The sequence below is a fragment of the Herbaspirillum sp. YR522 genome (assembly GCF_000282575.1).
In the GTDB taxonomy this organism is placed as follows: Bacteria; Pseudomonadota; Gammaproteobacteria; order Burkholderiales; family Burkholderiaceae_D; genus Herbaspirillum.
Window position 1 is genome coordinate 1 of the sequence record NZ_AKJA01000166.1, and the last position, 15,262, is coordinate 15,262.

Genomic DNA, 15,262 nt, shown 5'->3' on the forward strand with positions numbered 1-15,262 from the left:
GGCTACGGCAGCCGCTTCGTGGCCGATCGCGCCATGACCATCGGCGTGGTCGCCTGCGGCTATGCCGACGGCTATCCGCGCCATGCACCCAATGGCACGCCGGTGGTGGTCGACGGCGTACGCACCGCCACGGTCGGGCGGGTCTCGATGGATATGCTGGCGGTCGACCTGTCGCCGGTGCCGGGCGCCGGCGTGGGCAGCAGCGTGGTGTTGTGGGGCGAGGGCTTGCCGATCGACGAAGTGGCGTTTGCCGCCGGCACCATCGGCTATGAATTGATGTGCGCACTGGCGCCACGCGTGACCGTTCGCGAAGTCCAATAACCCCGGGAAGAACCAGGCATGGCCAAGGCAAAAACCAATTACACCTGTACCGAATGCGGTGGCGTCACCACCCGTTGGGCCGGACAGTGTCCGGCCTGCGGCCAATGGAACACGCTGGTCGAGACCGTGGTCGAGGCCTCCGGTGGCAACCGTTATTCGGCGCAGCCGCAAAGCCTGGCGCAGACCGCGCCGGTGCTTACCCTGGCCGATATCGATGCCATCGACGTGCCGCGCTTCACCACCGGCATCGATGAATTCGACCGGGTGCTGGGGGGCGGCCTGGTGCCGGGCGGGGTGGCGCTGATCGGCGGCGATCCGGGCATCGGCAAGTCGACCTTGCTGCTGCAGGCGCTGGCCAACATCTCGCGTCTCAAGAAAACCCTGTATGTCAGCGGCGAAGAGTCCGGTGCGCAGATCGCGCTGCGCGCCAAGCGACTGGCCGTGGATGCGGGCGAGCTGCAGTTGCAGGCCGAGATCCAGCTGGAGAAGATCCTCGCCACGCTGGCCACCCACAAGCCCGAAGTGGCGGTGATCGACTCGATCCAGACCATCTATTCGGATGCGCTGACCTCGGCGCCCGGTTCGGTGGCCCAGGTGCGGGAGTGCGCCGCCCAGCTCACGCGCGCGGCCAAGACCTCGGGCGTGACCATCATCATGGTCGGCCACGTGACCAAGGAGGGGGCGCTGGCCGGGCCGCGGGTGCTGGAACACATCGTCGACACGGTGTTGTACTTCGAAGGCGACACCCATTCCAGCTTCCGCCTGGTGCGTGCCTTCAAGAACCGCTTTGGCGCGGTTAACGAACTGGGCGTGTTTGCCATGACCGACAAGGGCCTCAAGGGCGTCTCGAACCCGTCGGCGCTGTTCCTGTCGCAGCACGACACGCAGGTTCCGGGCTCCTGCGTGATGGTGACCCAGGAGGGCACGCGTCCCTTGCTGGTCGAGATCCAGGCGCTGGTCGATACGTCGCACGTGCCCAATGCCCGCCGCCTGTCGGTGGGCCTGGAGCAGAACCGGCTGGCGATGCTGCTGGCCGTGTTGCACCGGCATGCCGGCATCGCCGCCTTCGACCAGGATGTCTTCATCAACGCCGTGGGCGGGGTCAAGATCACCGAACCGGCGGCCGACCTGGCGGTGCTGATGGCGATCAACTCGTCGATGCGCAACAAGCCCCTGCCGCGCGGGCTGGTGGTGTTTGGCGAAGTCGGCCTGGCAGGCGAGATCCGGCCCGCACCGCGCGGCCAGGAGCGCTTGCGCGAAGCCGCCAAGCTGGGCTTCTCGATTGCCGTCATTCCCAAGGCCAATGCGCCCAAGCAGCCCATCGAGGGGCTCCGGGTGATTGCGGTGGAGCGCATCGACGATGCCCTGCAGCGCGCGCGCGAAATCGACGAGCTGGACGACTGAGTAGAGGGTGCCGGGTGCCGGCCGCGCCTACGGGCGCGGTATGTCGTAGGTCACGATGACCTGGTTCATCTCGCCCTTGAGCGGTGCCAGCGATCCGCTGCCACGGACCCGGTAATGCAGGGTGAAGGGTTGGGTGGCGTCACGGCCGTTGAAGAAACGGGTGCTGCCGCTGCTGGTATCGGTCACGGTCCAGCAGGTGGCGGCGTCCTTCCAGCACAATACTGCTTCGAAGCCAGGCGGCTTGCCGGCAATGGCATAGCGCCATGCGACCTGGTTGATGGTGGCGCCGTCGGGTACGCGCTCGATCACGCTGAAAGGGGTGGTGTAGTCGACGTTCCTGGCACGGATGTCCGGCCCCGGCGCATCGGCCGCATAGGAGCCGATGGCGCCGCCATGGGCGGCGGCGGGCGGGCTTGCCGGTGGCGGCGCCGGCTGTACCGGGCCGATGATCACCAGCGGCCGCGCGGCGCGGGCATGGGGCGTGACGCTCAGATTGCGTTCCACCGTTTGCGCCCACGCGCTGTGCGTGCCGGCCACCCACATCAGGCAACACCAGCCCAGCAGGCGCGGCTCAAGCATGGCGGCGGTGATGCATCAGCGGCAGCGTGATCTGCACCAGCAGGCCGCCATGCCTGTCGTCATGGCCCTTGAGCAGCAACTTGCCGTTATGGCGCAACACGATGCGATTGACGATGGCCAGTCCCAGGCCCGAGCCGTTGGCCTGGCCGCGGGCGTCGTCGAGCCGCGTGAACGGACGCAGCAGGCGCTCGCACTCGCTCTCGGGCACGCCCGGGCCGTGGTCGCTGATGTCGATGATGACGTGGTGTCCTTCGTTGCGGGTGCGCAGCTCGATCTCGGCACAATCGGTGTCGGGCGTCTTGCCGTAGCGCCGGGCGTTTTCCACCAGGTTGTTGAACACCCGGGCCAGTTCGGTGGCGTTGCCGGCGACCTCGCTGGTCGGCGCGATCTGGCTGGTGATCCTGACGTCGGGCAGGCGCGTGGCGCTGGCGATGACGTCTTGCAACAGCGACGACAGGTCGACGCTGTCGAGGTTGCTGGCGTCGAACGGCTTGGCGTAGTCGAGGAACTGGCCAATGATGCTGTCCATCTGGGCCAGGTCGGAATGCATGCCATCGCGCGCTTCATCGGACAGCGTCGCCATCTCGACTTCGAGCTGCATGCGTGCCAGCGGCGTGCGCAGGTCGTGCGAGATGCCCGCCAGGATCAGGGCGCGATCGGATTCGACCCGGTTGATATCGGCCACCATCTGGTTGAAGCTGCGATTGGCTTCTTCGATCTCGGTCGGCCCGGCCTCGGGCAGCGGCTCGGGCTGGCGCCCTTTGCCGATGGCGCGGGCGGCCGCGGTCAGGCGCGCCAGTGGCTGGTTGATCAGGGTCGAGATGAAGCCGGCCCCGATCAACGACAGGAACAGCGCGATCGAGCCCCAGCCCAGCCATTGCAGGCCGGAGGTGCGGTCCAGCCGGCCACGGTCGAGCATCAGCCAGTAGCGGTCGTCGTCGATATTGAAACTGATCCAGAAGCCGTCGACATCGTTGACGCTGGAGGCGAACAGGGTGTTCTCGTCCAGCGACTGGCGCACGTAGTATTCGAGCTCGGGCACCATGGGCGAGTCCTCGGGCGGCATCACGCGGTCGCTCTTTTCCAGCGGATAGATGCGGATGCCCTCGTTGCTGGCCAGGTCGAACAGCAGTTCGCGCCGCATCTCGGGCGCCGAGTGGGTCAATGCCGCGCGCGTGATGGTGACCACCGAGACGATCTGCGCGGCCAGCTGTTCGGCGCGCGGACCGCGTTCGACCATGCGGAAGCTGGCCACCCAGGCCACCATGCTGGCGGTGATCAGGAAGGTCAGCAGAAAGAAGGTGCGCCAGAACAGTCCATTGCTGAACCATCCCGACTGGGAGCGTACTTTCATCGGAGGGCCTGCTGCGGCGCGCTGGCAGCGGGGATCAGCGCGGTTTTCCTTCGGGGATGAAGACATAGCCCAGACCCCACACGGTCTGGATATAGAGCGGGTTGGCCGGATCCGGCTCGATCAGCTTGCGCAGGCGCGAGATCTGGACGTCGAGGCTGCGGTCGAACACTTCATATTCGCGTCCGCGCGCCATTTCCATCAATTTCTCGCGCGACAGCGGTTGCCGGGCGTTGCGCGCGAATACCTTCAGCACGGAGAACTCGCCCGTGGTCAGCGAGATGGTCTCGCCGCTCTTCTTGAGCGTGCGGGTGCCGAGGTCCAGCACGAAATCGCCGAACTCGAACGTCTCGGGGGTTTCGGACGGCGCGCCGGGCAGCTCGTCAGGGCCCTTGCGACGCAGCACCGCGTTGATGCGCGCCACCAGCTCGCGCGGGTTGAATGGCTTGGGAAGGTAGTCGTCGGCGCCCATCTCCAGGCCGATGATGCGGTCGACATCCTCGCCCTTGGCGGTGAGCATGATGATGGGGGTCTGGTCGCCGGCACCGCGCAGGCGGCGGCAGATGGCAAGGCCGTCCTCGCCCGGCAGCATCAGGTCGAGCACCAGCAGGTCGTAGCGTTCGCGGATCCACAATTTGTTCATGGCCTGGGCATTTTCGGCCGTGACCACGTTGAAACCCTGTTCGGTGAGGTAGCGGCGCAACAGGTCGCGCAGGCGAATGTCATCGTCGACCACCAGGACTTTGAATTGATTGGCGGGTGTTGTCGTATTAGTATTATTGCTGAGGGTAGAGTTCATGGTGCCTATGGTAGCGTCTTCGCAATTTAGAGCAATATGCCGCCGAGGAATCGATACAAACTGTTACATCCCTTACGTTAATCATCTTATACCATCGCGCCCGGCGACCTACACTGGAATCATCTCGAAAATCATCGTTTCGATTCCTGGAACTTGTGGAAAAACGCGTTATGAAGATTGCTGTCATCAACAAGCTCTGTCTGGCCGTGGCCCTGGCGTGTGGTGCCTCTGGCACGGCGCTGGCCGGTCCGCCGCAGGGCGGTCGGCCGATGCAAGGGCCGCCCGGTGACTTCAGGCATCCCAACGGTGAATTCAGCCAGGCCGATCATCGCAACCAGATGGCTGCGGAGCAGGAACAACGTCGCGCCGGCAAGTTGAGTGCCGACGAGCGTCGCGAATTGCGTCGCCAGATCAACGAGGTCGGACAGGATATCTACCGCGTCAAGCGTTGAATCGGATCTGCAAGGCGCCAGCCAGTGAGACCGATTTCGTGGCCACGGTCGCTGTGACCGTCGCAATCGTCGCTAATTCCCCACGGATGAAGATTTGCTTGCCGTAAATTAATGAAAAGAAACAGCCCGGATGACCAGTGTCATCCGGGCTGTTTCTTTGCCTGCCCCGTGCGGGCCGGCTAGGGCTGGTGGGCGCGTCCCAGCTTGCGCTCGAGTCGATGCTGGAGCGCTTCGAAGGCCAGGCTGAGTATCCAGTAGATGGCCGCCGCCGCCAGGTACAGTGGCAGCGGGCGAAATGTCACCGCGATGACTTCCTTGGTGGCCAGCATCAGTTCCGTGACCGTGATGACCGACACCAGCGACGAATCCTTGATCAGGCTGATGAGCGTATTGCTCATGGCCGGCACGGCCACCCGGATGGCCTGGGGCACGATCACCAGGCGTAGCGTCTGGAACCACGTCAGGCCGACGCTGTAGGCGGCGTTCCATTGGCCATGCATGACGCCCAGGATGGCGCCGCGCAGGCTCTCGGACAGGTAAGCGGCGGCATTGAGGCTGAGCGTCAATACCCCGGCCGTCAGCGGCGAGAATTCGATACCGATGCTGGGCAAGCCGTAGTACACCACGAAGATCTGCACCAGCAGTGGCGTGCCGCGCATCAGGCTGACGTAGATCGCAGCCGGCCAATGGACCACCCGCCACGGCACGATGCGGGCGACCGCCAGCGTAAATCCCAGCACCAGGCCTCCGAGCATCGACGACAGCGCGAACAGCAGGGTGTAGCCCAATCCACGCGCCAGCGTGGGGGCGGCCAGTTGCAGCAGTTCCAGGATCTCCATGAGGCTCTTTCAAAAAAATATCCCCGCCGGGCGGGGATAGTCTGACTGCGCATCCATCGGCGGGGCGCGATGGCGCATCGATTGGCCGCGCCGAACGCGGCCCGGTGCGTCATTGTGCTTTCGGCGGCTGGCTCACGTCAATGCCGAACCATTTTTCGGAAGCTTGCCTGAAACTGCCGTCGGCCTTGATGTCGGCCAGTGCCTTGTTCAGGGCCGCCAGGAATTTCGGGTTGCCCTTGTGCAGCGGGATACCGATCTGGTCCACCGCGCCCACCGGGCTGCCACCCTTGAGCGGCAACTTGGTCGACTTCAGGATGTAGCTCACCAGCAGGCTGTCGTTGAGCGCGGCATCGATGCGGCCGGCGGCCAGGTCGGCCAGGTATTCGGGCGAGCCGGGGTAGGTACGCACATCGATACCTTGCACGGCCTTGGCCTTCTGTTCGAAATTGGTGCCCTGGCCCAGGCCGAGCTTCTTGCCCTTGAGGTCGTCAAGGCTATTGAACTGGCGCGTTTCATCCTTGCGCACGATCAACTGCGCGCTCGAGAGCGTGTACGGATCGCTGAAATCGAAGGCTTTCTTGCGTTCGTCGGTGATGCCGACCTGGTTGATGATGACGTCATACTTGCCAGCGCCCAGGCCGGCCAGGATGCCGCTCCACTCGGTGGTGGTGAATTCCGGCTTGACGCCCAGCCTGGCGGCCAGCAGGTTGGCCACATCGACCTCGAAGCCGGTCAGCTGGCCGGTCTTGGGATCCTTGAAATTGAAGGGCGGGTAATTGCCTTCCAGCGCCACCTTGATGGTGCCGCGGCTCTTGATGGTCTCCAGCAGGTCGGCCGCCGAGGCCGACAGGCTCGATGCCAGCAGCGCCGCGCCGGCGGCCGCCAGCAGCCATTTATTGAAGTTCTTGTTCATTGCTTGCTTCCTTTCAGGATAATGACTGCGGCAGAAAATGCAGCCAGGTCGCCATGATGCCTTCGATTTCGAGCAGCGCAAGGGCTCGCTTAAGACAATGATGTAAGTTGCTTATGCGAAAGCCCGTCGTGCCTGTCTATCCCAGTTGCTCCAGCGCTTCCTGCTGCGCCAGCCATTCGTTTTCGAGCGTATCCAGTTCGCGGGCGCAATAGGCCTGGTCGGTAATGAGCGTCTTGAGTTCTTCCTTGTTGGCGGCGTCGTAGATATCCGGGCTGGCCAGCCGGGTCTCGATGGTGGCGCGGCGCGCGTTGAGCTTGGCGATCTGCTCGTCCAGGCGCTTGATGCGGGTCTCGATCGGCTTCTTCTGGGCTGCCGCCTGTTGCCGTTGTTGCGCGTCCTGGCGTTTCTGTTCCTTGCGCTCGCCAGCGGGGGCGACCTCGGCCTGCTTCTTGACTGGCGCGGCCACGGCTGCCGGCTTGGCGTCGTTGCGCTCGGCCAGCTTGGTCTTGAACAGCCAGTCCTTGTAGTCGTCGAGGTCGCCATCGAACGGTTGCAGGCGGCCTTCGGCCACGATCAGGAACTGGTCGGTGGTGGCACGCAACAGGTGCCGATCGTGCGACACCAGCATCAGCGTGCCTTCGAACTGTGCCAATGCCATGGTCAGCGCTTCGCGCGTTTCGAGGTCAAGGTGGTTGGTCGGTTCATCCAGCAACAGCAGGTTGGGGCGCTGCCAGACGATCAGTGCCAGCGCCAGGCGCGCCTTCTCGCCGCCCGAGAAAGGCTTGATGGGCGCCGTCACCATGGTGCCGTCGAAGTTGAAGCTACCCAGGAAGTTGCGCAGCTCCTGCTCGCGCACGGTCGGTGCCAGCTTCACCATGTGCCACAGCGGCGACTCGTCATGGCGCAGCATCTCGACCTGGTGCTGGGCGAAGTAACCGATCACCAGTCCCTTGCCCAGGCGGGCGGTGCCGTTGACCGGGTCGATCTCGCCGGCGATGGTCTTGATCAGGGTCGACTTGCCGGCGCCGTTGACGCCCAGCAGGCCGATGCGCTGCCCGGTCTGCAGCGAAAAGTCGATGCCCTTGACGATCACCTTGGCGATGGTGTCGTCGCCATCGGCGATGCGGTAGCCGGCATCGACCGCATCCATCACCAGCAGCGGATTGGGCGCGGCCAGCGGTTCGCGAAACTCGAACGAGAACTCGGCCGCCGCCCGCAGCGGCGCCAGCTCTTCCATGCGCGAGAGCGCCTTCATGCGGCTTTGCGCCTGGCGGGCCTTGGTCGCCTGTGCCTTGAAGCGGTCGATGAACGACTGCAGGTGGGCGCGCTGGCGCTGCTGCTTCTCGATCATGCCGGCCATCAGTTCCAGCTGGGCTGCGCGCTGGCGTTCGAACGACGAATAATTGCCCGAATAACGCTTGAGCTTGCGCTCGTCGATATGCACGATCACATTGACCACGCCGTCGAGGAAGTCGCGATCGTGCGAGATGATGATCAGCGTGCCGGGATAGCGCTTGAGCCAATCCTCCAGCCAGATGATGGCGTCCAGGTCCAGGTGGTTGGTCGGTTCGTCCAGCAGCAACAGGTCGGACGGGCACATCAGCGCCTGCGCCAGGTTCAGCCGCATGCGCCAGCCACCCGAGAAGCTGGCCACGGGCAACTCCATCTGTTCCAGCGAGAAACCCAGGCCCAGCAGCAACTGCTCGCCGCGCGAGCGCACGGTATAGGCGTCGGCGTCGGCCAGCGCACCATGCAATTCACCGATGCGGTTGCCGATCTCGGCGCTGTCGGGTTGCGCTTCGGTATGGGCCAGCTCGGCTTCCAGCTGGCGCAGGTGGACATCGCCGTCGATGGCATATTCGATCGCCGGGCGGTCCAGGGCAGGGGTTTCCTGGGCCACGTAGGCCATGCGCCAGCGGGACGGGAAATCGATATCGCCGCCGTCGGGATGGAGCTCGTTGCGCAGCATGGCAAACAGGCTGGACTTGCCGGCGCCATTGGCGCCGATCAGGCCGATCTTGTCACCCGGATTGAGGGTCAGGTCGGCCTTGTCGAGCAGCGGCTTGATGCCGCGCATGAGGGAAACTTGCTGGAAACGAATCATTTAGTGGGGAAATCTTCAGTAGGCCATCAAGCCAGTTGCAATTGTTCGGCCGTCAGCAGGAACACCATGTCGTCGCCGGCGCTGGTGGTCAGCCAGGTCAGTTCCAGCTCCGGGAAAGCGGCTTCGGCAAAGGCGCGCTCGTTGCCGATCTCGACCACCAGGATGCCTTGCGGCGTGAGGCGTTCGGCGGCCCCCGCGACGATCTTGCGCACCAGGTCCATGCCGTCCTCGCCACCGGCCAGCGCCAGTTGCGGTTCGCGCAGATACTCCGCGGGCAGCTTGGCCATCGAGCCCGAATTGACATACGGCGGGTTGCTGATGATCAGGTCGTAGCGGCGCGGCTCCAGTTGCGTATAGAGGTCGGATTCGACCAGCGTGATGCGCTCTTGCAACTGGTAGCCGTCGACGTTCCTGCGGGCGACCTGCAAGGCGTCGGCGGAAATGTCGACGGCGTCGATGCGGGCTTGCGGGAAGGCATCGGCCAGCAGCACCGGCAGGCAAGCGGACCCGGTGCACAGGTCCAGCGCATCGAGGATCGTATCGGGATCGTCGATCCATGGCGCGAAGTGATGCGGGATCAATTCGGCGATGAACGAACGCGGCACGATCACCCGTTCGTCGACGTAGAAGCGATACGCACCTAGCCAGGCTTCGTTGGTGATGTAGGCGGCCGGCACCCGATCCTTGCTGCGGCGCTCGATGACGGCCATGACGGCGGCGATCTCGTCGTCGAGCAGGCGCGCATCCATGAACGGATCGAGCTGGTCCAGCGGCAGCTTGAGCGTATGCAGGATCAGGTAGGCCGCTTCGTCCAGCGCATTGCTGCTGCCATGGCCGAAGAACAGCTGTTCGGTGTTGAAGCGGGTCACGGCGTAGCGCAGCAGGTCGCGTACGGTGCACAAGCGGGGAGTGGTCATGATGGGTTCTTTCGGTAATGGCGCCTGTACCCGGCGCGGGCCGGCCGCCGCGCGCGGCGACGGGTCGGCTCAGGCCAGCAGGTTTTCCAGCGTCTTGCGGTAGATGTTCTTGAGCGGATCGATGTAGCGCAATTCGATGTGCTCGTCGATCTTGTGGATGCTGTCGTTGGGGGGGCCGAATTCGATCACCTGCGGGCAGATCTGCGCGATGAAGCGGCCATCCGAGGTACCGCCGGTGGTCGACAGCTCGGTGTCCAGCCCGGTTTCGTCGCGAATGGCGCGGGCCAGCGCGTCGCTGAGTTCGCCGCGCGGGGTCAGGAACGGACGGCCACTCACGGTCCACTTCAGGTCGTATTCCAGGCCGTGCTGGTCGAGGATGGCGTGCACCCGTTGCTGCAGGCCTTCGACCGTGCTGGCGGTCGAGAAACGGAAGTTGAAGTCGATCACCACCTCGCCCGGGATCACATTGGACGCGCCGGTGCCGCCGTGGATGTTGGAGACCTGCCAGGAGGTCGGCAGGTAGTATTCGTTGCCCGCATCCCATTGCTCGGCCACCAGTTCGGCCAGCGCCGGCGCGGCCTGGTGGATCGGGTTGCGCGCCAGCTGCGGATAGGCGATATGGCCCTGGATGCCCTTGACGGTCAATTTGCCCGACATCGTGCCGCGCCGGCCGTTCTTGATCATGTCGCCCAGCGTCCTGGCCGAGGTCGGTTCGCCCACGATGCAATAGTCCAGCTGTTCGCCACGCGCCTGCAAGGCATTGCACACCACCACGGTGCCATCGGTGGCCGGGCCTTCCTCGTCGCTGGTGATCAGGAATCCGATCGAACCGCGGTGCCCGGGATGGGCCGCGGTGAACTCTTCACAGGCCACCACCATGGCCGCGATGGAGGTCTTCATGTCGGATGCGCCGCGGCCATACAGGCGGCCATCGCGCACGGTGGGCGCGAACGGATGCGATTGCCATTTTTCCAGTGGGCCGGTCGGCACCACATCGGTGTGTCCGGCAAACACCACCAGCGGCTGGGCGGTGCCGCGTCGTGCCCACAGGTTGGTGACCTCGCCCGACTGGATGGTTTCGCACACGAAGCCCAGCGGCGCGAGCAGTTCGGCCAGCCTGGCCTGGCAGCCTTTGTCATCGGGGGTCACCGAAGAGAGGGAGATCAGTTCCTGGGTCAGGGCCAGCGTCTTGCTCATGATTTATTTGCCAAAGAGTTGTTGATACTGGTCGGCCTTGAAGCCGACGTGATATTGCTTGCCGTCGAACAGCACCGGCCGCTTCACGACCGACGGGTTTTCCACCATCAGCGCCACGGCGGCGGCATCGTCGGTGATCGCATCGCGCCGCTCCTGGGGCAGCGCGCGCCAGGTAGTCCCCTTGCGGTTGACCAGCACGTCGCGTTCGACGTCCTCGAGCCAGGCCCGGGCCTGCGTGGCGTCGAGCCCGGCCTTCTTGAAGTCGTGGAAACGGTAGTCGATGCCTTGCTCGGTGAGCCAGGTGAGGGCCTTCTTGACGGTGTCGCAGTTGGGGATGCCGTAGAGGGTGATTGTCATGCTTGCCTCGTCTTACAGTCTTGCAATGCGACGCCGCGCCGGGGAACATGGCATCCGGCGCGGCGTGGGGGAACGGCCCGTCGCCACGGGCCATGTGGACGATTACTCGCCGCGCAGCAGTTCGTTGATCGAGGTCTTCGAACGGGTCTGGGCATCGACCTTCTTGACGATGATCGCAGCGTACAGGCTGTACTTGCCATCCTTCGAAGGCAGGTTGCCCGGCACCACCACCGAACCGGCAGGAACGCGGCCGTAGTGCACTTCGCCGGTTTCGCGATCGTAGATCTTGGTCGACTGGCCGATATATACGCCCATCGACAGCACCGAGTTTTCTTCGATGACGACGCCTTCGACGACTTCCGAACGGGCGCCGATGAAGCAGTTGTCCTCGATGATGACCGGGCCGGCCTGCACCGGTTCGAGCACGCCGCCGATACCGACGCCGCCGGACAGGTGGACGTTCTTGCCGATCTGGGCGGCCGAGCCGACGGTGGCCCAGGTGTCGACCATGGTGCCTTCATCGACATAGGCGCCGATGTTGACGTAGGAAGGCATCAGCACCACGTTGCGGCCGATGAAGGAGCCGTGGCGCGCAACTGCCGGGGGCACCACGCGGAAACCGCCGCGTGCGAAGTCTTCGGCGGTGTAGTTGGCGAACTTGGTGGGGACCTTGTCGTAGAACTGCGGATACCCGGTGCCGGCCGACATCGGCACGTTGTCTTCCAGGCGGAACGACAGCAGGATCGCCTTCTTGACCCATTGGTTGACTTCCCATTGGCCCACGGCCTGGCGGTTGGCCACACGCAGGGTGCCATCGTTGAGGCCAGCGATCACTTCGGCCACGGCACTGCGGATGTCGGCAGGCGCGGACTTGGGGGACAGGCTGGCGCGGTCTTCCCACGCCTGATCGATGATTTGCTGAATGGACTGTGTCATGTTGATTTCTATGAACGGTTGGGTAAAAAAGGGTGGTATGCGCTCAGCGCACGGCCAATCGGTTGACGAAGGCGACGATGCGTTGCGCCGCTTCCAGGCATTCCTCGACCTCGGCCACCAGCGCCATGCGGATGCGCCCGGCGCCGGGGTTGACGCCGTGTGCCTGGCGCGCCAGGTAGCTGCCCGGCAGGACGGTGACATTATATTCGGCGTACAGGCGGCGGGCGAATTCGACATCGTCGATGTCGAGCCGCTTGCCCACATGCGCCCACAGGTAGAAGCCGGCATCGGGCAAGGCCACGTCCAGCACCTCCTGCAGCAGCGGCGTGACCTGCGAGAACTTGGTCACGTACTTGGCGATATTGTCGGCCACGTGCTGCTCGTCCTGCCAGGCCACCGCCGATGCAGCCTGGATGGACGGGCTCATGGCGGCGCCATGATAGGTACGATACAGCAGGAATTTCTTGAGGATCTCGGCGTCGCCGGCGACGAAGCCCGAGCGCATGCCTGGCACATTGGAACGCTTGGACAGGCTGGAAAACGAGATCAGGCGCGGATATTGGCCGCGGCCCAGCAACTGGGCCGCCTGCATGCCGCCCAGCGGCGGGTCGTTGTTGAAATAGATTTCCGAATAGCATTCGTCGGAGGCGATCACGAAACCATAGCGGTCCGACAGCGCGAACAGTTCCTTCCAGTCGTCCAGCGACAGCACCGCGCCGGTGGGATTGCCGGGCGAGCAGACGAACAGCAGTTGCACGCGCGACCAGACCTCGTCGGGTACCTGGCTGAAGTCGGGCGCAAAATTGCGCGCCGGGTCGGAGTTGACGAAGTAAGGCTGGGCGCCGGCCAGGTAGGCCGCGCCTTCGTAGATCTGGTAGAACGGGTTGGGGCACATCACCAGCGCCCCCGCACGGCTGGCGTCGACCACGGTCTGGGCCAGCGCGAACAGGGCTTCACGCGAACCGATGACCGGCAGGACCTGGGTCGCCGGGTCGGGGCGCGGGATCGCGTAGCGCCGCTCGAGCCAGTCGGCGATGGCGCCGCGCAGCGCCTCGCTGCCCAGCGTGGCCGGGTAGTTGGCCAGCCCGCCGAGGTTGTCCGCCAGCGCCTGCTGGATGAACGCCGGGGTCGGATGCTTCGGTTCGCCGATGCCCAGGCTGATGGGGCGATAGCCGGCCGCGGGCGTGACCCCGGCAAACAGCTTCTTGAGCTTTTCGAAGGGGTAGGGCTGTAACTGGTCGAGTAAGGGATTCACGGAGTTAGCGATTCGCGACGCGCAAAGGGAAAAGCCCCGGGGCGACAGGTCGCGCGCGTGCGACCTGTGCAAGGGGGCTGGAAAAGCTAGCGATTATACCGTCATTTGGCACCATTCATGGGCGCCTGCGGTGCGACGGGCATGACACTCTGGCATCGCAAACCGTTGCTCAGGGAGTAACAAAACCGCTCGCAAGCGGGCCGCAACGATGCTGCAATCGTAAAAAAGGGGGCGCCAGCCCGTGTATTCGACGGATAGGGTGGCAGGTCCATGGCTTAAGGTATCGACTCGCCAAATACTGAATTCGTGGGTTGACGCCTGGCACCCCCGCAGAAACCCATCCGGAGAAAAACAATGAAAAGTCTCAAAGCGCAACTGCTGTCAGCCCTGGTCGTGATGTGGGTAGGGCTGCTGGTACTGGTTGCCTGGTCCGCCATCAGCGCCCGTGGCAACATGATCGAAGAACGCAAGGATGGCCTGCGCCGGGTGGTGGAGGCGGCCAATGGCGTCGTCGCCAGCTACGTCGGCGATGTCGCCGCCGGCCGGGTATCGAAGGACGAGGCGCAGAAGCAGGCGCTCGAACGCATCGCCGCCATGCGCTACGACGGCGACAACTACCTGTTCGTGTTCGACTCGCAACCGGTGGTGCTGATGCACCCCACCAACAAGAGCGTGGTTGGCAAGAACGTGGCCGATCGCAAGGATTCCGACGGCAAGCAGTACTACGTCGAGATGGTCAACGTGGGCAAGCAGCAGAAGCAGGGCTTTGTCGAATACATGGGCCGCCTGCCCGGCGCCGACGATACCAACCGCACCCGCAAGCTGAGCTACCTGGTGCATAACGAAGCCTGGGATTGGTACCTGGTGACGGGCGTGTTCATCAACGACGTCGAAGCCCAGTTCCGCGACGACCTGTTCAAGTTGCTGGCGATCCTGCTGGTGGTGGGCGGCGTGGTGTCGGCCATGATGTTGGCCATCATCCGCCGTATCACCCGCAGCCTGGGCGGCGAGCCGGCCTATGCGGTCGACATTGCCACCCGCATCGCCGCGGGCGACCTGACCGTCAAGGTCAGTACACGCCCCGGCGACACCAAGAGCCTGTTGTATGAGATGGCATCGATGCGGGAGCGCCTGGCCACCGTGATCAAGGGTATCCACCTGGGCACCGACGCCATCGATGTGGGCGCGCGCGAGATCGCCGCCGGCAACCTCGACCTGTCGTCGCGCACCGAACAACAGGCCGGTTCCCTGGCCAGCACCGCCTCCAACATGGACTCGCTGACCTCGACGGTCAAGCAGAACGCCGACAACGCGCGCCAGGCCGGCCAGCTGGCCAATAGCGCCTCCGACATCGCCAGCCGGGGCGGGGACGTGGTCGGGCAGGTGGTGCAGACCATGGAAGGCATCACCGAGAGCTCGCGCAAGATATCCGACATCATCGGCGTCATCGATGGCATCGCGTTCCAGACCAATATCCTGGCACTCAATGCGGCGGTCGAAGCTGCGCGTGCCGGCGAGCAGGGGCGCGGCTTTGCGGTGGTGGCGTCCGAAGTGCGCAGCCTGGCCCAGCGCAGCGCCCAGGCCGCCAAGGAAATCAAGGAACTGATCGAGGACTCGGTGCAGCGCGTGGGCAGCGGCTCCGAGCAGGTGGCGCGGGCCGGGGAGACCATGGGCGAGGTGGTGGGCGCGGTGCGCCGCCTGACCGACATCGTCGGTGAAATCTCGTCTGCCTCGGAAGAGCAGCGTCACGGCATCGAACAGGTCAACCAGGCCATCGGCCAGATGGACCAGGTCACGCAGCAGAATGCGGCGCTGGTGGAACAGGCCGCCGCTGCCGC

15 protein-coding genes are annotated in these 15,262 nt (G+C 64.5%); 4 read left to right on the forward strand and 11 right to left on the reverse strand.

Features of this window, described 5'->3' with window-relative positions:
* Together PMI40_RS22715 and radA are read left to right on the forward strand one after the other, a co-directional pair.
* Positions 1–321: alanine racemase C-terminal domain-containing protein (locus tag PMI40_RS22715; protein ID WP_008120426.1), on the forward strand; the 321-nt coding region annotated here is incomplete at its 5' end.
* A gap of 18 nt (positions 322–339) precedes the next feature.
* A complete protein-coding gene (gene radA / locus PMI40_RS22720; protein ID WP_008120428.1) occupies positions 340–1,725 on the forward strand; it encodes a DNA repair protein RadA in 1,386 nt (461 codons plus the stop codon).
* Positions 1,726–1,752: 27 nt separating this feature from the next.
* On the opposite strand, the gene PMI40_RS22725 is transcribed toward radA, so the two are convergent.
* From PMI40_RS22725 to ompR, 3 genes are read right to left on the reverse strand one after another with little or no spacing between them, the layout of a single operon-like run.
* The gene (locus PMI40_RS22725; RefSeq protein WP_008120430.1) at positions 1,753–2,304 is read right to left on the reverse strand and encodes a flagellar protein FlhE; all 552 of its coding nucleotides are present in this window, start codon (positions 2,302–2,304) and stop codon (positions 1,753–1,755) included.
* Positions 2,297–3,658 carry a sensor histidine kinase gene (locus tag PMI40_RS22730; protein WP_008120433.1) on the reverse strand — a complete coding sequence of 454 codons (1,362 nt, stop codon included), beginning with the start codon at positions 3,656–3,658 and terminating at the stop codon, positions 2,297–2,299. The genes PMI40_RS22725 and PMI40_RS22730 overlap by 8 nt, the downstream gene beginning before the upstream one ends.
* A gap of 34 nt (positions 3,659–3,692) precedes the next feature.
* Entirely contained in the window at positions 3,693–4,454 is a 762-nt protein-coding gene (gene ompR, locus PMI40_RS22735) for a two-component system response regulator OmpR (protein WP_008120435.1), read from the reverse strand.
* A 170-nt stretch (positions 4,455–4,624) separates the two neighbouring features.
* Between ompR and PMI40_RS22740 the strand changes: the two genes are divergently transcribed.
* A complete protein-coding gene (locus PMI40_RS22740) occupies positions 4,625–4,906 on the forward strand; it encodes a hypothetical protein (RefSeq protein ID WP_008120437.1) in 282 nt (93 codons plus the stop codon).
* 179 nt (positions 4,907–5,085) lie between these two features.
* Here the strand turns inward: PMI40_RS22740 and PMI40_RS22745 are convergent, their stop codons facing one another.
* The 8 genes from PMI40_RS22745 to dapC all read right to left on the reverse strand — a co-directional run bounded on the left by PMI40_RS22745 (position 5,086) and on the right by dapC (position 13,424).
* Positions 5,086–5,745 carry an amino acid ABC transporter permease gene (locus PMI40_RS22745; protein ID WP_008120440.1) on the reverse strand — a complete coding sequence of 220 codons (660 nt, stop codon included), beginning with the start codon at positions 5,743–5,745 and terminating at the stop codon, positions 5,086–5,088.
* A gap of 109 nt (positions 5,746–5,854) precedes the next feature.
* A complete protein-coding gene (locus PMI40_RS22750) occupies positions 5,855–6,658 on the reverse strand; it encodes a cystine ABC transporter substrate-binding protein (protein ID WP_008120442.1) in 804 nt (267 codons plus the stop codon).
* A 136-nt stretch (positions 6,659–6,794) separates the two neighbouring features.
* A complete protein-coding gene (locus tag PMI40_RS22755; protein WP_040502738.1) occupies positions 6,795–8,762 on the reverse strand; it encodes an ATP-binding cassette domain-containing protein in 1,968 nt (655 codons plus the stop codon).
* Positions 8,763–8,788: 26 nt separating this feature from the next.
* Positions 8,789–9,679 (reverse strand): 50S ribosomal protein L3 N(5)-glutamine methyltransferase, encoded by an 891-nt coding sequence (prmB, locus tag PMI40_RS22760; RefSeq protein ID WP_008120447.1) that lies wholly within the window; start codon positions 9,677–9,679, stop codon positions 8,789–8,791.
* Positions 9,680–9,748: 69 nt separating this feature from the next.
* Positions 9,749–10,876: a succinyl-diaminopimelate desuccinylase gene (dapE, locus tag PMI40_RS22765; protein WP_008120449.1), complete on the reverse strand. Its 1,128-nt coding sequence runs from the start codon at positions 10,874–10,876 to the stop codon at positions 9,749–9,751.
* A gap of 3 nt (positions 10,877–10,879) precedes the next feature.
* The gene (locus tag PMI40_RS22770) at positions 10,880–11,233 is read right to left on the reverse strand and encodes an ArsC family reductase (RefSeq protein WP_008120450.1); all 354 of its coding nucleotides are present in this window, start codon (positions 11,231–11,233) and stop codon (positions 10,880–10,882) included.
* A gap of 102 nt (positions 11,234–11,335) precedes the next feature.
* A complete protein-coding gene (gene dapD, locus PMI40_RS22775; protein WP_008120452.1) occupies positions 11,336–12,169 on the reverse strand; it encodes a 2,3,4,5-tetrahydropyridine-2,6-dicarboxylate N-succinyltransferase in 834 nt (277 codons plus the stop codon).
* A gap of 43 nt (positions 12,170–12,212) precedes the next feature.
* The gene (gene dapC, locus PMI40_RS22780) at positions 12,213–13,424 is read right to left on the reverse strand and encodes a succinyldiaminopimelate transaminase (RefSeq protein WP_040502740.1); all 1,212 of its coding nucleotides are present in this window, start codon (positions 13,422–13,424) and stop codon (positions 12,213–12,215) included.
* A gap of 354 nt (positions 13,425–13,778) precedes the next feature.
* On the opposite strand from dapC, the gene PMI40_RS22785 reads away from it, so the two are divergent.
* Positions 13,779–15,262: methyl-accepting chemotaxis protein (locus PMI40_RS22785; RefSeq protein ID WP_008120457.1), on the forward strand; the 1,484-nt coding region annotated here is incomplete at its 3' end.